This window comes from Tenacibaculum xiamenense, assembly GCF_964513065.1.
In the GTDB taxonomy this organism is placed as follows: Bacteria; Bacteroidota; Bacteroidia; order Flavobacteriales; family Flavobacteriaceae; genus Polaribacter; species Polaribacter xiamenense.
In genome coordinates this window covers 252,433-278,592 of the sequence record NZ_CAZEQU010000042.1, presented here as the reverse complement: position 1 = coordinate 278,592, position 26,160 = coordinate 252,433, and the positions used below count along the sequence as shown (strand labels likewise).

Genomic DNA, 26,160 nt, shown 5'->3' with positions numbered 1-26,160 from the left:
TTAATTTAAATCTATTCCAGTGAAGAAAATAACCCTTTTAATTTTTGCTTTTATATCACTTAACACCTTTAGTCAAAAAAATCCAGAAAATTCTTTGGGTGTATGGTACATGTATGGAGGAAGCTTTCAACTTTCTGAAAACTGGAAATTAAAATCACTAGCGCATTTCAGAATGTTCGATCTTACAAATGATTTGCAACAGTATCTTTATCGAGTTGGAGCTAATTACAAAATAAATAAAACCTTGAGCGTTACGGGTGGATATGCTTATTTAAATACTGATGCTACTTTTGATGTTGATGGAGGCAATGCAGATGAACATAGACTTTACGAAGACTTTAATATAAAACACAAAGTATCTAAACTTGGGTTCGATCATCGATTTAGACTAGAGCATCGTTTTTTTGAGCACGACACTCAACATTGGATTCGCTATCAACTAGGGTTAAGTTACCCTTTGACAAAAACAGTATCAGCCTTTGCTTTTGATGAAGTTTTTTTCAATTTCCAAGGTGAAACCTATGCTCAAAACTGGATTGGTGGAGGTGTTACTTATAAAGCTTCAAATAGCATTAAACTTAAATTAGGCTACATGAATATTTCTGATAAGAATATAAGCTTAGATAGAATCCAACTTGGAATAATTTTCAATACAAAACTTAATAAGTAATAAATATTCAAATTAACTAAAATTTTTAGTATATGAGCATTGCCGAAATCAATAATGACCTGCCTCTATTTGCAAATGACACCATTATATTTGGTGTGCTATGTGTAATTCTTGCAGCCATTTTTTATACCTCAAAAGTTGACAGCTTTTCTAAATTTTACAAAATAGTTCCTGCCTTACTTTTATGTTATTTTATTCCTTCTGTTTTTAGTTCACTTGGAATAATTGCTGATAAATGGATTGATGTAGATGCCACTATTGCTCATTTAAAAACTACTTATTCTAGTATTGAAGGAGTTACTAATTTAAAAGGATTAAAAGAATATATACTCTCAAACAACATTCCGTATAAAGAATATTCAGCTTTCGTAGGAAGTAGCAAAATTTATTATATTTCTTCAAGGTTTTTGCTACCTGCCTCTTTAGTATTGCTGACTTTAAGTATTGATTTAAAAGGTGTTTTTAAATTAGGTCCAAAGGCGTTGATTATGTTTTTAACGGCTACCATCGGAGTTATGATTGGTGGACCATTAGCTATTTTATTTTTTAACTTTGTTGCTCCTGACATTTTAACGAGTGTTGAAGGAACTGAATTATGGAAAGGTTTATCTACTGTTGCTGGTAGTTGGATTGGCGGAGGTGCTAATCAACTAGCCATGAAAGAGCAATGGGAAGTAGGTGATAGTTTATTCAGTATTATGGCTGTTGTAGACGTATTAGTTGCAGAAGTTTGGATGGCCTTCTTATTACTTGGTGTTGCTAATTCTGATGCCGTTGACAGGTGGTTAAAAGCTGATAATTCTTCTATTACCAACCTTAAGAATAAAATGGAAAAGTTTACTCTTGAAACCTCGAGAATTCCAACCTTTAATGATTTAATGATCTTATTAGGTATTGCCTTCGGTGTAACATCAATTGGGCATTTAGTTGGAGACAACCTTGGAGGATGGATTAAAGATAATATCCCAGCTTTAGTTGATTTTGGATTGGGAAGTTCTTTTTTCTGGCTTATTATAACAGCAACCACTGTAGGTGTTTTTCTTTCTTTTACAAAAGCTAGAAATTACGAAGGAGCAGGTGCTAGTAAAATTGGATCAATTTTTATATACATATTAGTGGCTTCAATTGGAATGAAAATGAATTTAAATGCTATCGTTGAAAACATCAGTTTATTTGCTATAGGATTCGTTTGGATGATTATTCATGTCGTTCTTCTTTTTGTTGTCGCTAAGATCATTAAAGCTCCCTATTTCTTCTTAGCCGTAGGCTCTAAAGCTAATATTGGAGGTGCTGCTTCGGCTCCTGTAGTGGCTGGAGCTTTTCATCCTTCGTTAGCTCCTGTAGGTGTTCTTTTAGCCGTATTAGGATATGCTCTAGGAACATATGGTGCTTTTGCCTGCGCTCTTATGATGAAATGGGTTAGTTAAATTTACTTTTTTATAAAAAAATTCATAAAAGGTCTAGTATTCTTTTCATAAACTAAAAATATGAACCAACCGAACACCAATATGCAATTGTTACTGTAGTTAATTATCCATAAAATTTCTGCATATTTGCATTCCTTAAATTATGTAATATTCGCTTATCATAGCAACAAACTCTATATAAAAACATGAAAAAAGTATTAGCAACATTCATTACAGCTTTATTAATAATAGCTTGTTCTTCTAAAAAAGAAGGAAACATGATTGTTAAAGGTCAAATTAAAGGTTTGAAAAAAGGAACTCTTTACCTTCAAAAAATGAAAGACACTGTAATTGTTACAGTTGACTCTGTTGCTCTTTTAGGTAATGATACTTTTGTTTTAAGTGACAATGTTGAGTCTCCAGAAATGTATTATTTAACCTTCAATGGAAATACCAACGATAAACGCCTTTTATTTTTCGGAGAAAAAGGAGAGATTTCTATAACAGACAAATTAGAAGAGTTTGGTTTTAATCCAGAAATAATTGGCTCTCAAAATCAAATAGTTATGGATAAATTTAGAGAAGTTGATAAAAGATTCAATGATCAACGTCTTGAATTAATTAAAAAGGAATTTGAAGCGAAAAAAGAAAACGACGAGCTATCGATCAACGAAGTAAATGATGAAAGAGCTAAGATAATTCGTAGAAGATTTTTATTTGCTACTAATTTTGCCATTGCTAATGCTGATAGTGAAGCTGCTCCTTATATTGCTTTAACGGAACTTTATGATGCTAATATCAAGTTGTTAGACACTATTAATAGTAGTTTATCTGATAGAGTAAAGTCTTCAGGTTATGGAAAAAAATTACAGAATTTTATAAATAAAATTAAGAATAACGAAAAATAGATTCACTTTCATTATCTCTTATTTCAAAATATTTAGACTGTCTGAAAAGATGGTCTTTTTTTTACCTTACACCCTACTTTACTTATAAATACAGAACAAAATCCTCGACAAAATCAACTACCTTATATTCTCACTTCTCATTAATAATAGGCACTGATTTAAATAAAGTTTTTTAACTACATTTATAATCACAACCGCACCAATTATTTTCTGCAAGCTGTTGTTTAGATTAAAAATAGAACAACATCAGTTAAATTAAATTTAATTACATGAAGAATCGTAAATGGACATCAGAAGCAATAAATAAGATAAAAGCAGATTTTAACAGATCGGCAGATACACATCTGATTAAGTTAAATTTACCTTATTTTAAAAATATTGACATCTACTTAAAAGATGAATCAACACATCCTAGCGGTAGCTTAAAACACAGATTGGCACGATCGTTATTTTTGTACGGATTGTGTAACGGAAAAATTGACTCAAAAACTACAATTATTGAAGCTTCATCTGGAAGTACTGCAATATCCGAAGCTTACTTCGCTAGATTACTTGGCTTACCTTTTATAGCTGTAATTCCTGAAACTACTTCTCAAGAAAAAGTAGAACAAATAGAATTCAACGGAGGAAAATGTGTGAAAGTACCTTCTGCCGAAATTTATAGTAAAGCCGAGTATTTGACTCGTGAAATGAATGGATATTATATGGATCAATTTACTTTTGCGGAAAGAGCTACTGACTGGAGAGGTAATAATAACATTGCAGAAAGTATTTTTAATCAAATGAGTAAAGAAAGACATAAAATTCCTTCATGGATTGTAGTAGGAGCAGGTACAGGAGGAACCTCAGCAACCATAGGTCGTTACATAAAATACAATCCAGAATACAATATGGCTACCCAATTAGGGGTTACTGATCCGGAAAATTCTGTTTTTTATGAATACTATCAAACTCGTAATAAAGATTTAACCTCAAACATAGGGTCTAGGATTGAAGGAATAGGTAGACCCAGAGTTGAACCTTCTTTTCAACCTGATGTTATTGATAGAATGATCAAAGTGAAAGATGCTGCTTCAATCGCAACAGTAAAGTGGTTATCATCTGTTTTAGGGCGTAAATGTGGAGGTTCAACGGGTACTAACGTATATGCTACTCTTAATTTGGCTAAAGAATTAATGGAGAATAATCGACCTGGTAGTATCGTTACAATGATATGTGATAGTGGTGATCGCTATACCAATACTTACTATAATGACAATTGGTTAAAAAGTCAAAATATTGATATAACACCATATATTCAGGAGTTAGAAAAATATTATTAATAACTTACATCCCCCACCTCGACTAATTAGAAAACAAATCTATTTTACATTCTTGAGATCGACATTTCAATTTATAAGAAGATCTAGTTAGCAAGACTTTTCCAAACCATCACCAATATTAAACTAACCTACTACTTATGCCAAATAACCTCACGCTGAGCAATGCTAAACTTGTTAGTATTTTGCAGGCACTTATTGTCTATAGTTTCGTGTTCAACCCTTGGACTTCGTTTCCGTATACCTTTATTATTATTATCATTTCAATTTTAGTTTTGGTCTATTGGACGGATAAAACTTTTGCTAAGATTGGTTTTATATTAAGCCACAGTATCTTAAAAACAATAGGAATAGCCCTGACTATCTTTTTAATTACATCTCCTATTTTAGATTTTATTATTCAGCCATTGGTGAACAAAGTAACGGGCGATACCGTAGATTTTTCGGCTTTTCAGGCTCTTGCTCATAATTTTAAATTATACAGTAAATACGCTTTATTCGTGCTAATAAGCGCTGCTTTTGGAGAAGAAATTTTGTTTCGTGGTTTCCTTTTTCGCCAACTAAATATAATTCTCCCTGAGTTTAAATTTAAAACACAAACCATGGTCTTTGTTTCGGCTATACTCTTTAGTATTCCACATTGGTATCAGGGTTTAAGTGGACTCATCATGACGTTTATCTTTGGAATCTTATTCGCTACCGTTTATGTAAAGTTCAAATATAATCTTTGGGTTACCATTATTCTTCATGGACTCATAGACACACTTTTCCTTACCTTGGCTTATTATGAAAAATTAGATTATTATGTACTAGGTAATGATTTTCTTTTTGGCTATTGAGTTTTTATGGTTAGTATTTCAAGAAGTAAAATGTTATTCCCAAAACTTAGCTCTATAGAATTTTCAAAACCAGTTGCATGAAATCTTAACTATGTTTAGGTTCAAACAATCACGATATAGATGGTACAAAGGTGAAAACGAGTATACCTATTGGACCATCTATGAAGGTAAAGACTCCGAACCCGTAACATTTTAAAATAAAACACTCAATAATTAACAATAAAAAAAGGTCCATGATATTGGACCTTCTTTTTAATAACACCTGAACCCTTCATACGAGTGCTATCATTGTACAATTATTTTCTGATGAAAAATTTTAGTTTCTGTAAATATTTTTACAAAGTAGATGCCTGCATTTGGCAATCTTAAAACCTCTTCTTTATTACTATAAGCCTTAGTTTTAAAAACCATACTCCCTTTTGCATCATACGTTTCAATCTTTTCTATTGTGATACTCGGATCCATAGTTTTAATAGTTACCAATCCATTGCTAGGATTTGGATATATTTTTATTTTTCCATCAAACGCATTCACATTCTCTGTACTTAAAGAGCCTTCTGAAATACCGTTTATTATCAAAGAAAAATCTTGCTCGTCTTCTTCCAGATTATTTTTATGAGTCACTGAAATCGTATAAGTTCCAGGTTCAATATCGGACACTTCAATTTTTTCAACATTATCTCTAAAGTTGTCTCCTTTAATTGCTGCATTTGTAAAACTAGAAATATTTTGGAAAGTCCAAGGTTTGTATTCCTCTCCGTTTCCTGTTACCCTAATGTCTAGGTCGTTTACCAACATTCTATCACTTTGATCTTCCTCTAAGATATCTGTTGAGATAGGAGTCCCAGGGACATCTGTCCACGCCAACGTAATGGTTAATGCAGATTCTCCATCAACTTCAATATTTTTTGTAAAACTAGCACCGTCTTCTATCATTTCTTCTAGAATTAACGACGTATTTTCGTTTTCATTAATTTGAGTTGCGGCTTCTTCTGCGTTTAAGAGCCCCCATCCGTTTGCAAAATCTGGCCCTGGGTGTTCTCCGAGCTCATTAGCACTATTAATTAATAATGCTTTTACTGTAGCAGATTTCATATAACTATTTTTCTTCTGATGATACAACTGTTGCAATAAGGCTACGGTTCCTGCTACTACAGGTGTTGCCATTGAAGTTCCACTTTTATCATCATACGAATTGTTTCCTCCGTTATTTGTTGAATATACCCGATGACCGTTTGCCATCAAATCTGGTTTGATTCTAAAATCATCAGTAGGACCATAACTACTAAAATCAGTTTGTTGAACCGACTGAGGTCCTGAGTATTCCGCAACATCTTTGACAGCTCCAACAACCAAAATATTTTTAGCAGTTGCCTTTTTTAATAGAATATCATAACCATTATCTATTGCATTATAGCCATCATCTCTATTATTCCCCGCTGATTTGCAGATTAAATAATATGGTGCATTGTAAGCAATTTCATCCCATTCTTGAGCACTTTCAGAATAATGTCCATAATATTTTGTACTTAAGCTGCTTGAAGCTGTTTGACCATAAGAATGATTGGACAAAATACCACCATTACCTGCAAATGAAGCCATTTCTGCCTCATCATTTTGCGTATTTCTAGCATGTATTTTTGCCTCCGAAGCCATTCCTCTTGCCTCAGCATCTAGGCCTTTTGCTATCATAGTTCCTGCGGTATGCGTGGCATGACTAGAGCTCCCTAGAGATTCTTTATGAATTACGCGTCCTTCAAACTCAACATGACTTGCCAGGGGTAAGCCTGAACTTTCCCAATGCCCAATTATTACATCTTTTCCTGTTAAATTCAAACCACTTGTTCCGCCATTCCAAATCCTATCTACTTTACTTGATGCCGCAGCTTTTAAATTATCATCAGAACTATAAAATGGAATACCATTTACAATAGCTTCTAATGTCATTTTAATAGTACCATCCTGATATACTCTAGTTTCGTATCCAAGTGCTTTCGCTTTTTTTAGTAAGCGATTATTCTTCTCATTAAATCTTGCTTCAAGTTTTTTAAGCTCTTCAAGATTGCTTTGTTTTTTAATATAATCTCTATCAGCTAAATTTTGTGCCTTACAAATATTTGTAATAAACAACATTAGCAGAAAAAAATTAACCAAACAGTACTTATACACCATATTTACACACTTTAAAAGGCTGTTGAATAGTAGAAGCAAACAATTAAATAAGAGAATAAAAACATATGATAATTGATGGAATTTTAACGTCTAAATATTTCTACCTGTTCAACAGCCTAGATCACTAATTAAAATTTTTATTAAGGAATTCCTTTAATTGCTATGTAATCAAGAAATATCATTTCAGAATTACTTGAATTTTTCATTCTAACAACAATGTTTCCAGGCACTAACTTATCTGCAGGAATATTTCCAGAAGCACTAAGCCATGTACCTTTTTCAATCGTTGATTCCACATACGAAATTATTGGATCGCCTAACCCATCGGCTGTTTTATAAAATATCTCTATTCCTTCGCCAGTTTCATACGAAGTATCTCCAATATAAATATTGGCTTCCAAAATAACCCCAGTCATGCTTGAGTTTAAACTTGTAACCTCATCGAAAACTATTTCTATGGTACCATCCAAGTCAGAAGTAACAAAACCTTGTGTTCCTTTTACAAACCTAGCTTCAAAATCATCTGGTGCTGTTTCTAAATTCTCATTTTTAAAAACACCAATTCTCTCAATTCCAGAATCTCCTACGTCACTTGATAAAAAGGAAGAATCAAAACCTAATTCGTCTCCTGTAGCCGTGAAATCAACATAAGGATCAGTAGAACTAGGATTACTTACCTGTGTATTCTGTAAAACTTCTGTTCCAGACTTATTGTAATAAATATCGCCCACAAAAGCAGGTACTTCTTCAAAGCTAGTATAAGCTATTGTTGCCAAATCATCTTCCCCAATGATAACAGTTACGCTTTTAGCCGCAGCATCAGCTGGGCTTCCTAAAGTCATGTTATCTGTAGGCTTTAAGTCGAATTGAATATATCGATCCCCTGCAGAGTTTGTATTATCATTCACTGTGAGTAACTCCACCTCTACTTCACCTTTACCAGCAGGAAGTTTAATTGTTCCAGAACCGTCTGGCAAACTATAATCAACGTTCTCCTGAGCTGCGGTTTTGCCCTCCGGAAAGGATATATCATAGTTAAAAATAAGTTCCTCATTTGGCAATTCAGATGATCTCAAAAATTTCACTAGAACTGTATTTGTTTCACCTTCTTTCACTCTTACCTCAGACTTTTCAAATGAGATATAGTGAAATGAAGAAGGTAGAATAACATCATTTTCTGTATTACACGCCAGTATTCCCCAAAGCATGAATACACATATATATAATTTGTAAATTTTCATGTGCTTGTTTTATGTTTAAATAGTACAAAACAATCATGGTAGTTATTCGTTCCACATTTATCTATTACCAACAACCATGATTCTTAATTTATTAATACCCTGGGTTTTGTTGCATATTTGGGTTTGCATTTACCTCTCTTACCGGAATCGGCATGATAGTTTTCTCGCTAGGCGCTGTAATATTGATAGAAGCGGCATCGTGTCTATACTTTACAAAGGACTTTTTGTTTCTGGTTAGGTCAAAAAGACGGAATCCTTCAAAAGCCAACTCCTTTCTACGTTCTAATAGTACTTTATCCTTTAATGCTTGTCCTGTTTCTGTTGGCATAACCGCATTTACATCAGCACGTTGCATAATGGTAAACAATGCACTTTGAGCATTTGCTTCTTGACCAGTAATATTAGCATTTGCCTCTGCTTTTATTAAGTACATTTCGGACAATCTAATCACAGGAATATTACTAAAACGTGAAGTAAATTTGTTTACAGTATTGACATTTAGCGATGTATTCATTGGATATAAATTCCTTCTTACATCTGTATTTGAAAATATACTTACAAAATCAGGCGTTGCAAATAAATCTAAATAGATTAAACATAATTGATAAATAGTATTTGTTCCACTATTATCAAGATCATCATTGTAAATAGAGAAGATAGATTCTGAAGAAAAATCGTTATTCCAAGAACTCACATATTCACTATTAGACATTAAAGCGTAATTTCCAATAACTTTATCAGCAAACTCATCTGCTTTTTCCCAATTTTCCATTGACAAATACACTCTAGATAAAAGTGCATTCACACCATTTAATCCTAATCGATATACATTTGGATTTGTGAATCCAGTCATTAAACTGGCAGCTTGGTTTAAATCGGCAACGATTTGATCATATACTTCTTTGGTTGTATTTCTTGCCGGAAATACTATTTCAACACCTCCTAACGAATCAAAATCGGGTAATGGAGCTCCTAAATGCGACGCATCTGGGCTAAAATTATAAGGTTGGCAAAAATATTGCTGCATTGTATAATAAGCCAAAGCTCTTAAAGCGTGAGCCTCTCCTACTAAATGGTTTTTCTCTGCAACCTCTTCATCTTTTACGTTTACCTCTCTTGCTTTTCTAATTGTATATGAAGTCTGTGAAATAATTCTTCCCAATGCGATCCATATACCAGAAATATTTCCATCGGTATTAATAACATCAAAACTATCAAAGTCAAGAAATCTTCCTGTATTATCAAAAGCATCGATAAAAGAGTTTTCAGAAATTAACTCAGGTATTACCAATAAATCTCTGTTATATAAATTTGAACTTTGATATGAATTGTAACTTCCTAAAACAGAAGCCTTCAATGTCGGAATATCTACAATGGCTTTTTCGGCATCAATTGAGGTAGATAACCTGCTATCTAATTCATTACATCCAAAAAATGTAATGATTATTATGAATATTGATATAATTTTTTTCATGGTTTACTTCTAATTAAAATGAAACATTTACTCCCAAAAACACCGTTCTTCCAATTGGTATTTCTTGGTTCAATCGACCATCAATTCCCGCCTCTGGATCTCTCTCTAATCTTTTATCCTTTACATAAGTCCATAGGTTGTTTCCTTTTAAGAAAACCCTCAACGAATGAATTCCTAATTGTGATTTTAAGTTCTCTCCAAAAGTATAAGCTAATTCTGCTTCCCTTAATCGAACATAGCTACCATCGTACACAAACCTTGATGAAGACATTGATGAACGACCAGATTGTGAATTTCCATAAACAAACCTTGGCACATCAGTAATGTCTCCAGGTTGTTGCCAACGTCTTTCATAAGTACCTCTACTTACATTTCCACTGGTAGATAATGATCTTGATCCATCAGAATTTGTAAACCTTGACCAAGTATCATAAATTTTTCCTCCCCAAGCTGTATAAAACTGAAGATTTAGAGATATATTTTTATAAGAAAAAGTATTTCTTAAACCAGCATAGAAATCTGGAGTTGCTTTTCCTATAATTGCTTGTTTAGCATCTCCATAATTATTGGTAACCTCACTTCTTGTTTCATCTTTATACCAAAGAGCATCTCCATTTAACGGATCTACTCCAGCATAAACTGGTAAATAAAAAGTATAAAAATCTTCACCAACCTTTCTAATACTGGTACTTCCTTCTTGAGGTGCATTATTATTAATTAGTTTGGTTACTTTATTAGTGTTTTTACTAAAGGTAAAATTAGTATCCCACGAAAAACCATTTGTATTTGACTCTATATTCCTAGTATTTAAAGTGATTTCAAATCCTTTATTTTCCGTACTAGCTACATTGCTTGTTAAGGTATAAGTTCCATTTAAACCTGATATTGGAGCCGACATTAATAAATCTTCACCAACTCTTTTATACCAATCAAATGAACCAGAAATTCTACTATTAAATAATGAAAAATCTAAACCAATATCTAAAGGAAAACTATCTTCCCATTTAATATCAGGGTTTCCAATTGATAAGCTTGAAGCCACTTGGCTATTATAGTCTGAGCTTGAAGATAATATTGTAATAAACCTGTTATTTCCAATACCGTCATTTCCAATCTTTCCATAACTAGCTCTTAATTTTAAATCGTCAACAAAACTCACTGAGTTCATAAATGACTCTTTGGAAATGTTCCATCCTAATCCCATTGACCAAAAGACACCATGTTTATTATTGGGACCGAATTTACTAGAACCATCTCGTCTTACTGATCCGCTTAATAAATACTTTTTATCATAAGCATATTCGGCATTAAAAAACAATGAGTTTTTCCCTTCAATGGATCTACTTTCTGAAGCTTGTGAGGGTGTTGCTCCCGCTGCTAAATCTTCGAATTCATCAGGAATATTCTCAACTCTTAAACTATATGACTTATTATTGATTTTTTGAACCTCATATCCAGCGAAAGTGGTGATATCGTGTTTACCTCCGAAACTATAATCAAAACGAATTAAATTCCTCATTAAATAACGAGTAAGATATTGCCCTTCTTGATCTCCTCTACCATTTACATGTCTCCCATCTCCATAACCGCTCGGTAATCTTTCAAAATTATCAGTAAAATTAAAACCTGCTGTTAACTTACCTTCATAAGTTAAATAATCATTGAATCTGTAAGAGAAATCTAAAACCCCTGCTACTCTATTTCTAACATTCTTTCTAATTTCGTTTTCTGCTTGAGCTACTGGATTATGTGTTCCGTTGAAACTAAGATTATAAGTTCCATCTTCATTGTATGGAGAAAGATCTGGTCTCAACCTGTAAATAGCTCTTACGGGGTTCGCAAACGCTCCTCCATCTGGCCTTACGTTTGAAGTATTTTTACTAAAACTTATTGAAGAAGATATTTTTGCTCTATCATTAATATCGTGTGATCCTTTCAATAAGAAATTAAACCTTTCTAAATTAGAATTTAAGATTACCCCTTCTTGCTTATAAAAGCCTCCTGAAAGGTAATAGCTTGTTTTTTCTCCTCCTCCACTAACAGATATATTGTGCTGTTGAAATGTAGCATTTTGAGTTAATAAATCCAACCAATCGGTATTCACTTCTGGATTAAAACCTCTATCTGTTAAATATGTTAATGCTTCAGCATCTGTTGAAGCTAAGTTCGCATTTCGTACCCCTTCTATGAACAGCTCTTGGAATTCTATAGTATTTAGTGGTTTGAATTTTTCAGCAATTGTTGGAGACGAGAATCCAGTTTGAGAGTTTACATTAATTCTGGTTCTTCCTTTTTTTCCAGATTTTGTTGTAATAACAATAACACCATTTGCTCCACTTGTTCCATAAATTGATGTTGCAGATGCATCCTTTAAAACTGTTACGTTTTCTATGTCATTTGGATTTAATGTAGTCATTACAGAAGCACTTTTTGTTTGCAATCCATCAATTACGTATAGTGGAGAAGCTGCCTCAAATGAACCTATACCTCTAATTCTTACATTTGGAACACTTCCTGGTTGTCCAGAGCTGGATACAACTTGAACTCCTGAAATATTACCTTGAATACTTTCTTGAATGGTAGCCCTTGGATTGTTAACTAGGTTCTCTACTTTTATTGTTTCAACTGAACCAGTAACGCGCTCCTTTTGTTGTTTAGAATATCCCGTTACAATTACCTCTTCCAGTAAATTAGCTTCTTCTTTAAGTACAATATTTATCTCTTTTTGTCCATTGTATATTACCTCCTGAGATTTGTATCCAGTAAATGAAAATAACAACACATTTCCTTTTTGTGCATTTATTTCAAATCTTCCATCATAATCCGTTTCCACTCCAAAAATGGTTCCTTTTACAACCACTGTTACTCCTGGAAATGGATTATCTTGTTCATCTTTTACTGTACCGCTTACCTTAACACTTTGATCAAATAAATCGTCAATACCAACATTATTAATAGCAGTGTTATTAAGAATATTGCTGCGAAAAATAGAATCTCGTGCTTTGAAAAAGGAGGAATCCAATATCTTTTTATATCCCTTTGATTTAGAATACAATACTATTTGTTTGTCAAGAACTTTGTAATTTATTACGGTTCCTCTAAAAAGTCCATCCAGAACCTCTTTTACCTCTGCATTTTCAACTTTAATATCTCTTTTTTCTGAAGAATTAATTAAATAGGAATTATAGAAAAATTTATACTCCGATTTATTTTCTATAGCACTCAAAACCTCTTTTAGTTCAACATCTTTTAGATTTAGACTCAGTTTCTGAGAATATCCATCCAATGCCATCACCTTTATGAGGGTTATACTAAGAAGTAAAGTATAAATTTTCATTATTCTAAAAAATGAATTTCCTATTAAAAAAAACGTTGAATTGTTTTTTTTCATAATTTTGTGTGATTTTAATTATTTAAACTGAATTGATTAAGATTATAACATAGGAGGGTGTTGCAGCACTCTCCTTTTGTTTTTTATAGGTTACCTTTTCATGAATATGCTGATTTTAGGATTATTATTATTTTTCTCGAAATATATTGGTGAAGAAATCTCTAGAATTTCCATAATTTCTTCCACCTTCAAATCATCAAAACTTCCTGTATACTTATACCTCAGTAATTTATCCGATTTCACCTCAAAAGACACATTATATTTACGTTCAATATCTTTTAGAACATCTTCTAATGAAGCTTCCTTGAACACAAGTCTGCCCGACTTCCAAGAAATAATGTCTTGAGTAACCACTTTATCAAGCGTAATTTTATTTTGTTTTTTGTTTAATGTAGCTCTTTGCGAAGGTTTTAAAACCAACTTTGAACTACTTTCCTTTTTAAATACCTCTACTTTTCCAGAAACCAACGTTGCTTGTATTGTTTTATCTTCTGAATAAGACTTTATATTAAAGGTTGTTCCTAACACTCGAATATCTAAATCGCTTGTTTTAACTATAAAAGGTTTTTCTGGATTATGCATTACATCAAAATAAGCTTCTCCTTGCAAAGTAACTTCTCTTGTAGCTCCTGAAAATTGTTTTGGATAAGTAATTTTACTATCTGAATTTAATATTACAGTAGTTCCATCTGGCAACAACAAACTATATTGATCTCCTCTATTGGTAGCTATTTTGTTTATATTTTGATTAGAGAATTCTATATTCTCTGGAACATCCTGTTTTTGTAAACCAAAGTAAACTATAGAAACCAATAACATGACTATAGAGGCCGCCGCAAAATAATAAGGTGTCTTTTTCTTCTTTTTGAATGTTTGGCTGTAAACTGAATTATTTTCATGAGTTGTAACTCCCTTTAACTTAGAAGCTACATATTCAGCCTTAATTTTGTTAAATGTCTTTTGATTGGCATCAGATGATGCAACCCAATTAATAACTGCTCTTTTTTCTTCTTCTGAACATTTATTTTCTAAATATTTAATGATATCAACTGTCAACATTACTATTCAAATATTTCCATACTTATAATAGTGACGTTAATTTTTTGATTTACCCCTAAAAAAAAGTTTATTTTTTTATTTAAAAGAAATAAAGATAATCTCCTAACCTTTCTTTCATATGTTTTAAAGCTCTGGTTATATGATTTTCTACTGTCTTAATAGAAATGTTTAAATCTTCCGATATTTCTCTGTTTTTTGCGCCTTCAAAACGACTTTTTACAAATACATTTCTACATTTTTCTGGAAGTTGCTCAATAGCTATTCTAATTTGCTCCTCTAACTCTTCTTCAATTATACGCATACTATCATCATCACCCATCGCTTTATAGTTAATAGCATACTCCTTTTGAAGGATATTATCATCAATATAAAGTGTATGTTTCTTTTTTCTTAAAAAGTCTAAGCAAGAATTTCTTGTCATTGTAAATAACAGTCCGTTAAGATTTTTCCTAACCGTAACCGATTCCGTTTTAGAAAATAATTTTACAAAAACATCTTGCACAAGTTCTTCAGCATCTTCATGATGCTTTACATAACTCTTGGCAAAAAACAAAAGTCTCGGGTAATATAAATTGAAAATGGTTTTTGAATCTTCAATATCACCAGTATTCAATCTATTTATAAGCAAATTATCCCCCATTGAAGCTTATATTTAGTTAACATTCCACCAACTTTAAAGAAACAAATATTCAGAAAAGTTAATATAAAGTTAAAAAAAATAATAAGCAGTTTGAAATTTTAACGTACAAAAATTAAAGTTTAAGTGAAGTTGAAACTTCAATTTCATAAAAAAAGCTCAATAAAATTGAGCCTTCTAAGTATATAAATTATTTTCAGTTTTATTTAAAAGCCCTCCGACAACTCTTTAAGGCTTTTTCTATCTAAAACATTAATTTTTTTACCTTTTAATTCGATATATTTCTTCTTTTTGAATTCTGACAACAAGCGAATTGCAGATTCCGTTGCAGTACCAATAATATTCGCGATATCTTCTCGTGAGAAATTTGTTTCCATCATTTCACCTTCTTCATTTTTAGCAAATTGATCTTCTAAAAAAAGTAAGGTAGCCGCCAATCTTTGTTTTACGGTTTTTTGCGCCATATCCACAATCACGTTATCTGCATTTTTCAAAGATATTGCCATATTTTGCAATACAGACATAGTAAAGTTAGGGTTCTTCTCCAAATCTCTTAATACCTCTTCTTTAGGAATAAAGCAGACTTCCATATCATTTACCGCTACTGCTTTTAAATTTGAGACTTCATTATTCACTAAACTACGCTCTCCAATAAGATCTCCATGCTTAACTAGGTTCACAATTTGATCTCTCCCGTTATCGCTCATTTTAGAAACCTTACAAACTCCACTTCTGATGCAATATACTCCATTGATATGCTCTCCCTCATCGAATAGCATCTCCCCTTTCTTCACATATTTAGTTGTTTTACAGTTAGAAACTCTAACCAACTCTTCTCTTGTAAGGGCTTTTAGGGAATTAAATTTACGAACAAGACATTGCTCACATTTACCACTCATATCGTGCCATTTTGGGATTAATCAAATATACTAAAAAGCTGACAAATATCATATTTTAAAATGGTATATACTAATAATTTTGCTACAGGCAATCGAGTAAATAATATGGAAAGTACAAATTGTTTTCACTGTGGCAATGAATGTGAAACAGAAACCATAATAGTCGATAACAAGTCATTTTGTTGTAACGGTTGTAAAACTGTATATGAAATATTTTCTGAGAACGATTTAACTTGTTATTACGACTTTGAAAATAGTCCAGGAGCAGTTCCGGAAGAAATTAAAGGAAAATATGACTTCTTGGACAATGAGCAAATCGTTGAAAAATTAGTTGAGTTCAACGATGGCAATGTACAAGTAGTTAACTTATACATTCCTCATATTCATTGTAGTTCATGTATTTGGATTTTGGAAAACCTACATAAACTACAACAAAACATCTCAACATCCCTAGTAAATTTCCCTAAAAAATCGGTAAGAGTTACCTACAATTCAACTCTTACCGATTTAAAAGAAATTGTTCTTCTTTTGAGTTCTATTGGTTATGAACCATACATTAGCTTGGAAGATTATGAGATTGGTAAGAAGCAAGTAAACCGAAGTTTAATCTATAAATTAGGAATTGCTGGATTTGCTTATGGAAATGTTATGTTTTTATCATTTCCTGAATATTTCGAGGTTTCAGAATATTGGCTTGAACAGTATAAGTTTATATTTCGCTGGCTAATGTTCATTTTTTCTCTTCCAGTTGTTTTTTATGCAAGCACTGATTATTTTATATCTGCCTATAAAGGACTTAAAACAAAAATATTAAATATTGATGTTCCTATTGCTTTAGGAATACTTGTCTTATTTGTTAGAAGTTCAGCGGAAATATTTTTCGATTTAGGTACAGGTTTTTTCGATAGTTTAACTGGACTTGTTTTCTTTTTATTACTAGGTAAGTTTTTCCAACAGAAAACATACAACTTTTTATCTTTTGAACGAGATTATAAATCGTATTTTCCTATAGCTGTTACTAGGTTATCAAAAGAGAATAAAGAAGAAAGCGTTCAAATTTATGATGTAGAAAAAGGAAATCGACTTTTAATTAGAAATCAAGAATTGATTCCTGTTGACGGTATTCTTATTAAAGGAAATGCTCAAATTGATTACAGCTTTGTTACTGGAGAAGCTAATCCTGTAAGTAAAAAATCTGGTGATAAAATATATGCAGGAGGAAAACAACTATCAAGCAGTATTGAAATGGAAGTTTTAAACTCAGTTTCTCAAAGTTACTTGACACAATTATGGAGTAATGATGTTTTCAAAAAAGATAAAACCTCCGCTTTTAAAACCTTAACTGATAAAATAGGACGAAATTTTACAATTGCCGTATTAACTATTGCTTTTGGTGCAGGCTTATTTTGGTTTCTATACCAACCAAATAAAGCACTGAATGTATTTACTGCAGTGTTGATCATAGCTTGTCCATGTGCTATTGCATTGGCCGCTCCTTTTACGTTGGGTAATATTTTACGAATTTTTGGAAAACGAAAGTTCTACTTAAAAAATGCAACGGTTATTGAACAATTAGCTACTATTAACAGTATTATCTTTGATAAAACAGGTACCCTAACTACCAATAAAGAAAATACCATTTTATATGATGGCGAATCTTTAAACGAAAATCAAAAATCAATTTTGAAAGGATCGTTACGTTCATCAAATCACCCATTAAGTAGAATGTTGTATAATTCAATGCCAGAAGATAAGACTATTCATGTTGAAACATATAATGAGTTTATTGGTAAAGGAATTGAAACAAACTATCAAGGAACTAATTTTAAAATTGGCTCTTCTTCTTTTGTCAAAAAGCAATCGGAAATAAACAACTTGGATACTTCGGTTCATATTAGTATTAATGATAAGTACAAAGGAAAATTTATATTTAAAAACGCCTACAGAAAAGAAGTTAAAAAAGTCTTCAACTCTTTAAACGAAAATTATGATTTAGCTGTAGTATCTGGAGATAATCAAGGTGAAAAATCATTCTTAGAACAGGAATTACCTCAATCTACCGCTTTATTATTCAATCAAAAGCCTGAAGATAAACTTCATTATGTTGAAAACTTACAACAACATGATAAGCACGTTATGATGGTTGGAGATGGTTTAAATGATGCAGGAGCCTTGGCTCAAAGTGATGTTGGTATTGCCATATCTGAAAATATTAACGTATTTTCACCTGCATGCGATGCGATTTTGGATGCCTCAAAATTTAGTGAAATAGCCAATTACATAAAGATTTCAAAAGTGGCTATTAAAATTATAAAATACTGCTTTATCCTTTCGTTATGTTATAATGTTGTTGGGTTATATTTTGCAGTTACAGGGCAATTAACTCCAGTTGTTGCCGCTATATTAATGCCTTTAAGTTCAATCAGTATTGTGGTATTTACTACCATTGCAACCAATTTACTTGGAAAAAAAGTTAAATAGATGCCTTATGAATATTAATCAATACATCGACCACACCAACCTCAAACCTACTGCTACAAAAAACGATATTGTTAAATTATGTAAAGAAGCTAAAGACCATAACTTTTATGCGGTTTGCGTTAATGGGAGCTATGTAAAAGTGGCAAAAGAATCACTGGGAACAGATCAGGTAAAAGTAGCTGCAGTTATTGGTTTTCCATTAGGGGCAATGAGTACTGAAGCCAAAATATTCGAAGCAAAGCAGGCTATTGACGATGGAGCTGATGAAATAGATATGGTAATTCATATTGGTAAATTGCTAGAAGGAGACCATCAATATGTTGAAAATGAAATTTCACAAATCAAAAAGGCTATTGGAAACAAAATACTAAAAGTAATTTTAGAAAATTGTTACCTGACCCCAGGTCTTATAAAACAAGCAAGTGAATTATCCATAAACGCAAAAGCTGATTTTATAAAAACCTCAACAGGTTTTGGAACAGATGGAGCAACAGCAGAAGATATTTTACTGATGAAAGAAATTGTTGACGATCAAATTCAAATAAAAGCAGCAGGAGGAATTAAAGATATTAAAACAGCTAAAAAATTTATTCATTTTGGAGCTACACGTCTTGGTACTTCTTCAGGAGTTACTTTAGTTACTGAAGGAACCTCTTCTAAAAACGACTATTAATTAAGATTCTAAAAGCATGAGTTTACATATTAACGCAAAACAAAGAGACATAGCCGAAACTGTATTGCTTCCAGGAGACCCTTTAAGAGCTAAATGGATTGCAGAGAATTTCTTAGAAAATCCAGTTTGTTATAATGAAGTACGCGGAATGCTTGGATTTACTGGTACTTTTAAAGGAAAAAAAGTTTCTGTACAAGGAACGGGAATGGGAGTTCCTTCTTGCTTAATTTATACAACTGAGTTAATAAAAGAATTCGGAGTTAAAAATTTGATTCGAGTTGGCTCAGCAGGATCTTATCAAAAGGATATCAAAATCAGAGATATTGTAATTGCGATGGCAGCTTCGAGTAATTCTGGATTGAATAAAATTCGATTTAATGGAGCTGACTTTGCTCCAACTGCAAGCTTTAAGTTATTTCAAAAAGCTTTGAACTACTCACAAGAAAATAATTTATTAATAAAGGCGGGAAATGTTTTAAGTTCCGATGAATTTTATGCAGATGACTTTAACAGTTATCAGAAATGGGCCGACTTTGGAGTTTTATGTGTTGAAATGGAAACTGCAGGACTATATACCGTAGCCGCGAAATATAATGTAAATGCATTATCAATACTAACCATTTCTGACAGCTTAGTTACAAATGAAAAAACATCTGCCCAAGAGCGAGAACAAACCTTCAAAGAAATGGTGTCTATCGCTTTAAACATTACCTAATTTATACCTACTAAAAATGACATCACTTATTCAAAAATATAATATTCCTGGACCTAGATATACAAGTTACCCTACTGTACCTTACTGGGATAATGAAACTTTTTCTGAAGAAAAATGGCTTTCAACATTCAAAAAATCATTTAAGGAAAGTAACCAAAAAGAAGGCATTAGTTTATATATTCATTTACCTTATTGTGAAAGTTTATGCACCTTTTGTGCTTGTCATAAACATATAACCAAACGACATGAGGTAGAGGAACCGTATATTGATACTGTATTAAAAGAATGGCAATTATATGTTAACTTAGTAGATGAAGCACCTATAATAAAAGAGATTCATTTAGGTGGTGGTACACCTACTTTTTTTTCAGAAAAGGAATTAAAAAGGTTAATAGAAGGCTTATTTAAAAAAGCTATAAAGCATCCAAACCATGAATTTAGCTTCGAAGGACACCCAAACAACACTACCAAAGAACAACTACAAACCTTGTTTGATTTAGGTTTTACCAGAGTAAGCTATGGTGTTCAGGATTACAACCTTAAAGTTCAAGAAGCAATACATCGTATTCAACCTTTTGAAAAAGTAGCCGAAGTTACTCAATGGGCTCGTGAAATTGGTTACACATCAATTAGTCATGATTTGGTTTTTGGGTTACCTTTTCAATCGAAAGAGAATGTAATTCACACTATCAATAAAACAAAGGAGCTTCAACCTGACCGTATTTCCTTTTACAGTTATGCTCATGTGCCTTGGGTTAAGGGTGTTGGTCAACGAGGTTTTAACGAAAAAGACTTACCTAAAAACGAAGAAAAGCGTGAGTTATATGAAATAGGAAAACAATTGTTTGCCGAAATGGGATATGTTGAAATTGGTATGGATCATTTTGCTCTTCGAAGTGACACTCTATATAAAGCAACTGAAAATAAAACTCTACATAGAAACTTTATGGGGTACACTGCCAATAAAACTCAACTAATGATCGGCTTGGGTATGTCTTCAATTTCCGATTCTTGGTATGGTTTTGCTCAAAATGTAAAAACCGTAAAGGAATATGAAGCTCTTGTTAATAGTGGGAAAATCCCTGTATTTAGAGGCCATATACTTTCTGAAGAAGATCTAACTATTAGAAAACATATTTTAAACATTATGTGTCATTTTGAAACTTCTTGGAAATCGCCTGAATTAGAAATTAGTGAGGTTGACAATCATATTAGTAAACTAGAAGAAATGATTACTGACGGATTAGTAACCATCAACCAAAAAGAACTAAAAGTTCCTGAAATGGCTCGCCCGTTTGTTCGAAATATTTGTATGGCCTTTGATAAAAAGCTGCACCAGAAACAACCTGAAACTAAACTATTTTCTATGACTATTTAATCCTTTCAAAATTTAATTTAACAGTTTTGCTATTATTAAATAATTATATTTGAGTCTAACCATAAATTTATTAACTACTAATATTTTATAATTATGTTGAAGACTATTTCAAACTTAGGCAAAACTTTAAGTAAAACTGAACAAAAAACAATTGAAGGAGGTGGATGGCCTACCAATCAAAAAGATTGTGTTCTTTGTGGAGGAAATTGGTTCGCTCCTTTTTGTGAACTTCCTTCAAATTCAGTTTGTCTATAAACTATAAGCGAGTCTCTACTCGCTTTTTTCTTACCCCATTTTAGTTTTACTTAATTCTCTTTCAAAATAATATAGCCGTTTTAAACCATTTTTTTGAGAATCATTCACCAATTTTTCATACGTTTTAAAGAGATAAAAAACTACAAAAAAACACCATTAAAGGCCTCTTTTTAAGGAACTAAACCAAAAACTAAACAATTTGTCGCTTTTAAGACAATAGAAACTAGATATCAACAGGAAAAGACGAAAATCATAAAATCGGAAATTCTTTTCTATTCTATCTTTGATAGTGGTTAAAGCAAATGATTAAAGTTTGGTTAGTTTTCACTTATAACTTACCTAGTTTCAAAACTAGGTAAGTTTTTTTTACACTTATATTAGCTAGATCGGTATTCAATCTTTTTCATCACTTCATGGACTAATTCTATAAATCCAAAACCAGTAAGCATTTTTCAAATTGATTTCAAAAAACGAACAGAATTCGAAATACTCCAATTTTACTAAATAAGTTCTATTTGATTTTTCTTAAATGAATATTTACAAGAAATTAGCATAGTTAATTATTAACTAATCAACCGTCAAAATATAACTTTGGTTGAAATTAATATCTCTATATAAATAGAATTCTTCCTTCCTACATATAATAAAGTAATAGATTATTACAAGATCTTAAATAAGTTTAGTTACTAACTAGCATTTTAAAAAATGACTACGCATCAATAAAAAATTAATAGTTTTCATTCATTTTATTCTCAAAATTCTTTCAAAAAAGTTGTTGCACAAAAAGTATCAAAAGCATAAAAAACAACCATAAAAACCTAAAAAACAATAAGTTAAAATCAAAAACTAAACAATTTGTCGCTTTTAAGACAATAGAAACTAGATATCAACAGGAAAAGGCGAAAATCATAAAATCGGAAATCCTTCTCTATTCTATCTTTGAAGTGGTTAAAGCAAATGATTAAAGTTTGGTTAGTTTTCACTTATGACTTACCTGGTTTCAAAACTAGGTAAGTTTTTTTTGCTCTTATTTTTCGCGTCAATTCAATCAACAAATCATCACATCAAAATTTATTTACTGACTTTGAAAGTTTTACACTTCCATAACGACTTTATTGATACAAAGGGAATTTTTTATAAGGGAAATTGGGGGATTTTACCTTGAAATAGCAGGAACTAAAGTTTCTGCTTTTTTTATGCCTTGAAATTAAACGAAAACACTGAACTTTAAAATTCCATGAACTTATCAAATTTTGACCGGAATTATAATATTCTGTTAATTAATTAATAAAATATTGAATACATTTTACATTTTTTATATTTTGGTTAATTGTTAACCAAACTTTACTACTATGATCAAATCACTTCTAGATTCAAAGGATATTCAAATCCTTTGCAAGGAAGACAAACTATCAATCAAAGCTGCAGGTAACCACCGCGGTGTTTGCATAATTAATGGTATTCCTTATACATTTTACTGTGATGAATTATGCCCAGATGGATCAGATCCCATCTGTGCCAAATGGTAAGTAACGAACGGTACAGTTAATTAATTATAAGCGACCTTTAACGGTCGCTTTTCTCTAATTTTTCAACATATTCAGTAGGGAAACCCTACTGATGGCTGTTTTACAAGCGTTACAATGATCGTTCCCCTTTGTATCGGCTCCTTCGGGAGCTTTTTTTATTTAAAATACTGATTTCATGTGACCTTGCACTTTTTTCCGTGTCTTACTAATAAAAATATAGTGGATTTGGGGGATTCCACTTCAGGGGGAGAAAGAGAAAGGGGTATGTTTGGAAATATTCCTTTCTCTATTTAAAAATAAATACTTCCTTCGAATAAAATTCAAATTAATATAGAAACAAAAAAGAGCTTTGCGCTCTTTTACTTTTTTGATTGACTAAAATTCAAACCCTATAAAAAGAAATATATTACTATCAAAAGTATTATTCTTTACAATGGCTTCTCCAAGCTTTGTTTCTTTTATTGGATCAAAAGGCGTTCTCAAAGGAAGGGAAACCGTATAATACAATCCCTTTACTCCTAAAACATCAGTTTCCCTATAACTAATGGCTGCTCCAATTGTTGCAGAACTCTTCTCTAAACTTTCTTTTAGAAATATGTGTTCATATGAGTTTCTATACCATCCTAAAGACGGACTTAAATAAAGTCCTTTCCAAAATACTGGAAAATCGTAAAACGCTTCAAAACCAAATTGTTCCCCTTTTAGATGATCACCATCAACAGCCGAAGCAAAATCTGAAGATAAATGTGCTTCTGTCAGCTTAATGTTCATATGAGCCAACCTAATCATATGGTCATTTCTAAAACGAATTCCAATTTCTCCAGAATAAGACTTAAAGTCATTTACAATAGCCTGTCCTAATTCATAAGCTACAAACTTCTTAATTTTTTTCTCTTTTTTAGTTTGGTCTTCTTGTGCTGAAAGCATTACACTTAAAAGAAACGATACCAAAATAATTCCATGTTTAATCATAATTAATATACTTTTTTGAAAGTGCAAGTATATTAGCCGATTTACAAGAAAACCTTCATACTTGAGTAGGAAAGTTTTAAGTAAGCTTTAATTCATACAAAAGTATGACCTACTCAAAAACAACATCATCCAAGAATATTTCAATCGTATCTCCGCTACCACTTGAGAAAACTGTTAATCCAGATCTAATACAACTTAAATCGAGCTTTCTGATACTAAATGAATATTTTTTCCACTTTGTTGTTAGTTTAACCTCTTTGGATTTTTTAGCTGTATCCGGATACTTTTTATCTTTTCCTATCAGTCCAAACCCTATAGTTGCTCTTACATCTTTTTTATTAGCTCTTGCCCAAAAACTAAACTTTTTAGCTCCAGAAATATCATACCCTCCAAGAATATCCCCCCAATCATTTGCTGGATCAACTAATCCTAAACCAAACCAATCGTACGGTTGATGATAGCTTAATTTTAAACAGGTCCGTCTAGGACCAAATTTCTCAGTATATTCCATATCAACCTTCATTTTTTTATGATTCCCCATATAAGCTGATGGAGAATAAGGGCTCATCACACCGTTCTTATAAACATAAAATGGAAGCTCAGCTTTAGGAACTAGAAACTTTCTTTTAGCAGCCTCTTTATCGCTTATCTTAATTCCCGTGGAAGCAATTGCCAGGTTATTATAGCTATCCTTAATCATTATATAGACTTTTACAGCCCCATTTTCTTTAGGCAATTTTATTTCAAACCCTTCTTTAAAGCTTCCTCTTTGATTTAATGCTTTTATTTGATCTCTTCGTTTACGACTTCCAGTTCTTTGGTTATAACCAAAGCTAACAGTGAGGCTGTCATTTTCAGAATCAGACACATCCAAATTAATAGGAATCCAAGATTCACTATCAAATGAAGAGCCTTCTATTTTGAAGTCTCTGATTTTGGGAACATAGTTTATGGGTAAATTTCCTGTGAATGCTTCCCGAACAGCCCAATATTGAGGTCTCTTTAATTTATTGTAATGAGTAAATAACCACGGAGCAATAAACTCATTGCCTGAAGCATAATGAAAGACGAAAACCCCGAGGTTATTCGGTTTATTTTTTATCCAATTAGAATATCCCTTAACAATTGCTGTATACTTTTCAGAATCTGAGGGTTCATTTTTAACTCCATTAGTTTCATTTTTAATATCCCACTCCCCTGTAACACCAAATTCAGTAACAACGTATGGTTTATCAATATTTCTTTTTCCTAATTCACTTGATAACAAAGCCGCTCCCTGTCCGTAACAATTGAGACCATAAATATCAATTGAAGGCACATATTTTTGCCACCATTCCAAACCAAAAGTCCAAGCTTCAACTGAAGTAATAGGGTGATTCCTATCAATTTTTTTAATATCTCCACAAATACGCTCTAACAAATTAGAATAGGCTATTTTTTCTTCATCTGTTGTCATATTTAAATAAACCTCATTTCCTATTCCCCAAGTTAATACCGCTGGATGTTCTTTGAAAGACTCCACAACTTTGATTGCATTATTATACATACTCTCCTTTCCTTTAGTATCTTTTAAGTAATCAAAACTATCATCATCTTCCATTCCTGGTCGTCCATGTCTCATCCAAATACCAACCATAACTTTGACTCCATTTCTATGCGCAGCATCAAGTAGTTCCTTAGTATTCTTTCCTGAAGCCCAAGTTCTAATGGTATTTACACCTAAAAACTTTAATTCCTTAAAATGATCATCATAATTCTTTACGTTCTTGTCATATCCGAAGGTAACTCCCTTTACTTTATATTCTTTCCCATGAACAGATAACATCCATTTACCATTACTTTTTTTAGTCAAAACTTGACTTTCAGTAGACATGTAAAAAAGTAAAGAGAAAATGAAACTTAATGTGAAATAGATTTTAGTCATATAATAGCGTTGTTAACGCTATCAAGTTAACAAATAACCTTCAAACTTAAACAATGGATAAACAACACGTTAACCCCTGAAAAAACCACCAGCACAACCTCCTAAATTTACCCGTATTCACATTGAACTATACAATCAAACCGATAAACTAATATTTTCGTTATTTAGTCATTTTATTCGTAAATTATAGGTGCTTTTAAAACTTTATAGTTTAAAAG

The 26,160-nt window shown here is 32.0% G+C and carries 19 protein-coding genes; 10 read left to right on the top strand and 9 right to left on the bottom strand.

Annotated features, from left to right (window positions below; all coding sequences use genetic code 11):
- Positions 1-19 precede the first annotated feature (19 nt).
- From ACKTTV_RS20770 to ACKTTV_RS20750, 5 genes are all read left to right on the top strand, one after another.
- Positions 20-670 (top strand): DUF2490 domain-containing protein, encoded by a 651-nt coding sequence (locus ACKTTV_RS20770; RefSeq protein WP_408032802.1) that lies wholly within the window; start codon positions 20-22, stop codon positions 668-670.
- A 32-nt stretch (positions 671-702) separates the two neighbouring features.
- Entirely contained in the window at positions 703-2,097 is a 1,395-nt protein-coding gene (locus tag ACKTTV_RS20765; RefSeq protein ID WP_408032801.1) for a DUF819 family protein, read from the top strand.
- A 185-nt stretch (positions 2,098-2,282) separates the two neighbouring features.
- Positions 2,283-2,984, top strand: a complete 702-nt coding sequence (locus tag ACKTTV_RS20760) for a DUF4369 domain-containing protein (protein ID WP_408032800.1) — start codon at positions 2,283-2,285, stop codon at positions 2,982-2,984.
- A 269-nt stretch (positions 2,985-3,253) separates the two neighbouring features.
- Positions 3,254-4,306 carry a PLP-dependent cysteine synthase family protein gene (locus ACKTTV_RS20755; RefSeq protein ID WP_408032799.1) on the top strand — a complete coding sequence of 351 codons (1,053 nt, stop codon included), beginning with the start codon at positions 3,254-3,256 and terminating at the stop codon, positions 4,304-4,306.
- Positions 4,307-4,443: 137 nt separating this feature from the next.
- Positions 4,444-5,142, top strand: coding sequence for a CPBP family intramembrane glutamic endopeptidase (locus ACKTTV_RS20750; RefSeq protein WP_408032798.1), 699 nt, complete (start codon positions 4,444-4,446; stop codon positions 5,140-5,142).
- A gap of 285 nt (positions 5,143-5,427) precedes the next feature.
- Here ACKTTV_RS20750 and ACKTTV_RS20745 read toward each other — a convergent pair whose 3' ends face one another.
- From ACKTTV_RS20745 to ACKTTV_RS20715, 7 genes are all read right to left on the bottom strand, one after another.
- Positions 5,428-7,275, bottom strand: coding sequence for a S8 family serine peptidase (locus ACKTTV_RS20745; RefSeq protein WP_408032797.1), 1,848 nt, complete (start codon positions 7,273-7,275; stop codon positions 5,428-5,430).
- 179 nt (positions 7,276-7,454) lie between these two features.
- A complete protein-coding gene (locus ACKTTV_RS20740; RefSeq protein ID WP_408032796.1) occupies positions 7,455-8,555 on the bottom strand; it encodes a hypothetical protein in 1,101 nt (366 codons plus the stop codon).
- Positions 8,556-8,646: 91 nt separating this feature from the next.
- Positions 8,647-10,029 (bottom strand): RagB/SusD family nutrient uptake outer membrane protein, encoded by a 1,383-nt coding sequence (locus tag ACKTTV_RS20735; protein ID WP_408032795.1) that lies wholly within the window; start codon positions 10,027-10,029, stop codon positions 8,647-8,649.
- A 13-nt stretch (positions 10,030-10,042) separates the two neighbouring features.
- Positions 10,043-13,420, bottom strand: coding sequence for a TonB-dependent receptor (locus tag ACKTTV_RS20730; protein WP_408032794.1), 3,378 nt, complete (start codon positions 13,418-13,420; stop codon positions 10,043-10,045).
- Between the two features lie 90 nt (positions 13,421-13,510).
- On the bottom strand, positions 13,511-14,479 hold the full coding sequence (locus ACKTTV_RS20725; protein WP_408032793.1) for a FecR family protein: 969 nt from the start codon (positions 14,477-14,479) through the stop codon (positions 13,511-13,513).
- Between the two features lie 79 nt (positions 14,480-14,558).
- Entirely contained in the window at positions 14,559-15,119 is a 561-nt protein-coding gene (locus tag ACKTTV_RS20720; protein WP_408032792.1) for an RNA polymerase sigma-70 factor, read from the bottom strand.
- A gap of 203 nt (positions 15,120-15,322) precedes the next feature.
- Positions 15,323-16,015: a Crp/Fnr family transcriptional regulator gene (locus tag ACKTTV_RS20715; RefSeq protein WP_408032791.1), complete on the bottom strand. Its 693-nt coding sequence runs from the start codon at positions 16,013-16,015 to the stop codon at positions 15,323-15,325.
- A 105-nt stretch (positions 16,016-16,120) separates the two neighbouring features.
- On the opposite strand from ACKTTV_RS20715, the gene ACKTTV_RS20710 reads away from it, so the two are divergent.
- From ACKTTV_RS20710 to ACKTTV_RS20690, 5 genes are all read left to right on the top strand, one after another.
- A complete protein-coding gene (locus ACKTTV_RS20710) occupies positions 16,121-18,496 on the top strand; it encodes a heavy metal translocating P-type ATPase (RefSeq protein WP_408033194.1) in 2,376 nt (791 codons plus the stop codon).
- 7 nt (positions 18,497-18,503) lie between these two features.
- Positions 18,504-19,169, top strand: coding sequence for a deoxyribose-phosphate aldolase (gene deoC / locus ACKTTV_RS20705; protein ID WP_408032790.1), 666 nt, complete (start codon positions 18,504-18,506; stop codon positions 19,167-19,169).
- Between the two features lie 16 nt (positions 19,170-19,185).
- Positions 19,186-19,884, top strand: a complete 699-nt coding sequence (gene deoD, locus ACKTTV_RS20700) for a purine-nucleoside phosphorylase (RefSeq protein WP_408032789.1) — start codon at positions 19,186-19,188, stop codon at positions 19,882-19,884.
- Positions 19,885-19,900: 16 nt separating this feature from the next.
- Positions 19,901-21,262: an oxygen-independent coproporphyrinogen III oxidase gene (gene hemN, locus ACKTTV_RS20695; protein ID WP_408032788.1), complete on the top strand. Its 1,362-nt coding sequence runs from the start codon at positions 19,901-19,903 to the stop codon at positions 21,260-21,262.
- 93 nt (positions 21,263-21,355) lie between these two features.
- On the top strand, positions 21,356-21,517 hold the full coding sequence (locus ACKTTV_RS20690) for a hypothetical protein (RefSeq protein ID WP_408032787.1): 162 nt from the start codon (positions 21,356-21,358) through the stop codon (positions 21,515-21,517).
- A gap of 1,904 nt (positions 21,518-23,421) precedes the next feature.
- Here ACKTTV_RS20690 and ACKTTV_RS20685 read toward each other — a convergent pair.
- Together ACKTTV_RS20685 and ACKTTV_RS20680 are read right to left on the bottom strand one after the other, a co-directional pair.
- Entirely contained in the window at positions 23,422-24,018 is a 597-nt protein-coding gene (locus ACKTTV_RS20685) for a hypothetical protein (protein WP_408032786.1), read from the bottom strand.
- 109 nt (positions 24,019-24,127) lie between these two features.
- On the bottom strand, positions 24,128-25,942 hold the full coding sequence (locus ACKTTV_RS20680) for a glycoside hydrolase family 2 TIM barrel-domain containing protein (RefSeq protein WP_408032785.1): 1,815 nt from the start codon (positions 25,940-25,942) through the stop codon (positions 24,128-24,130).
- Between the last annotated feature and the right edge of the window lie 218 nt (positions 25,943-26,160).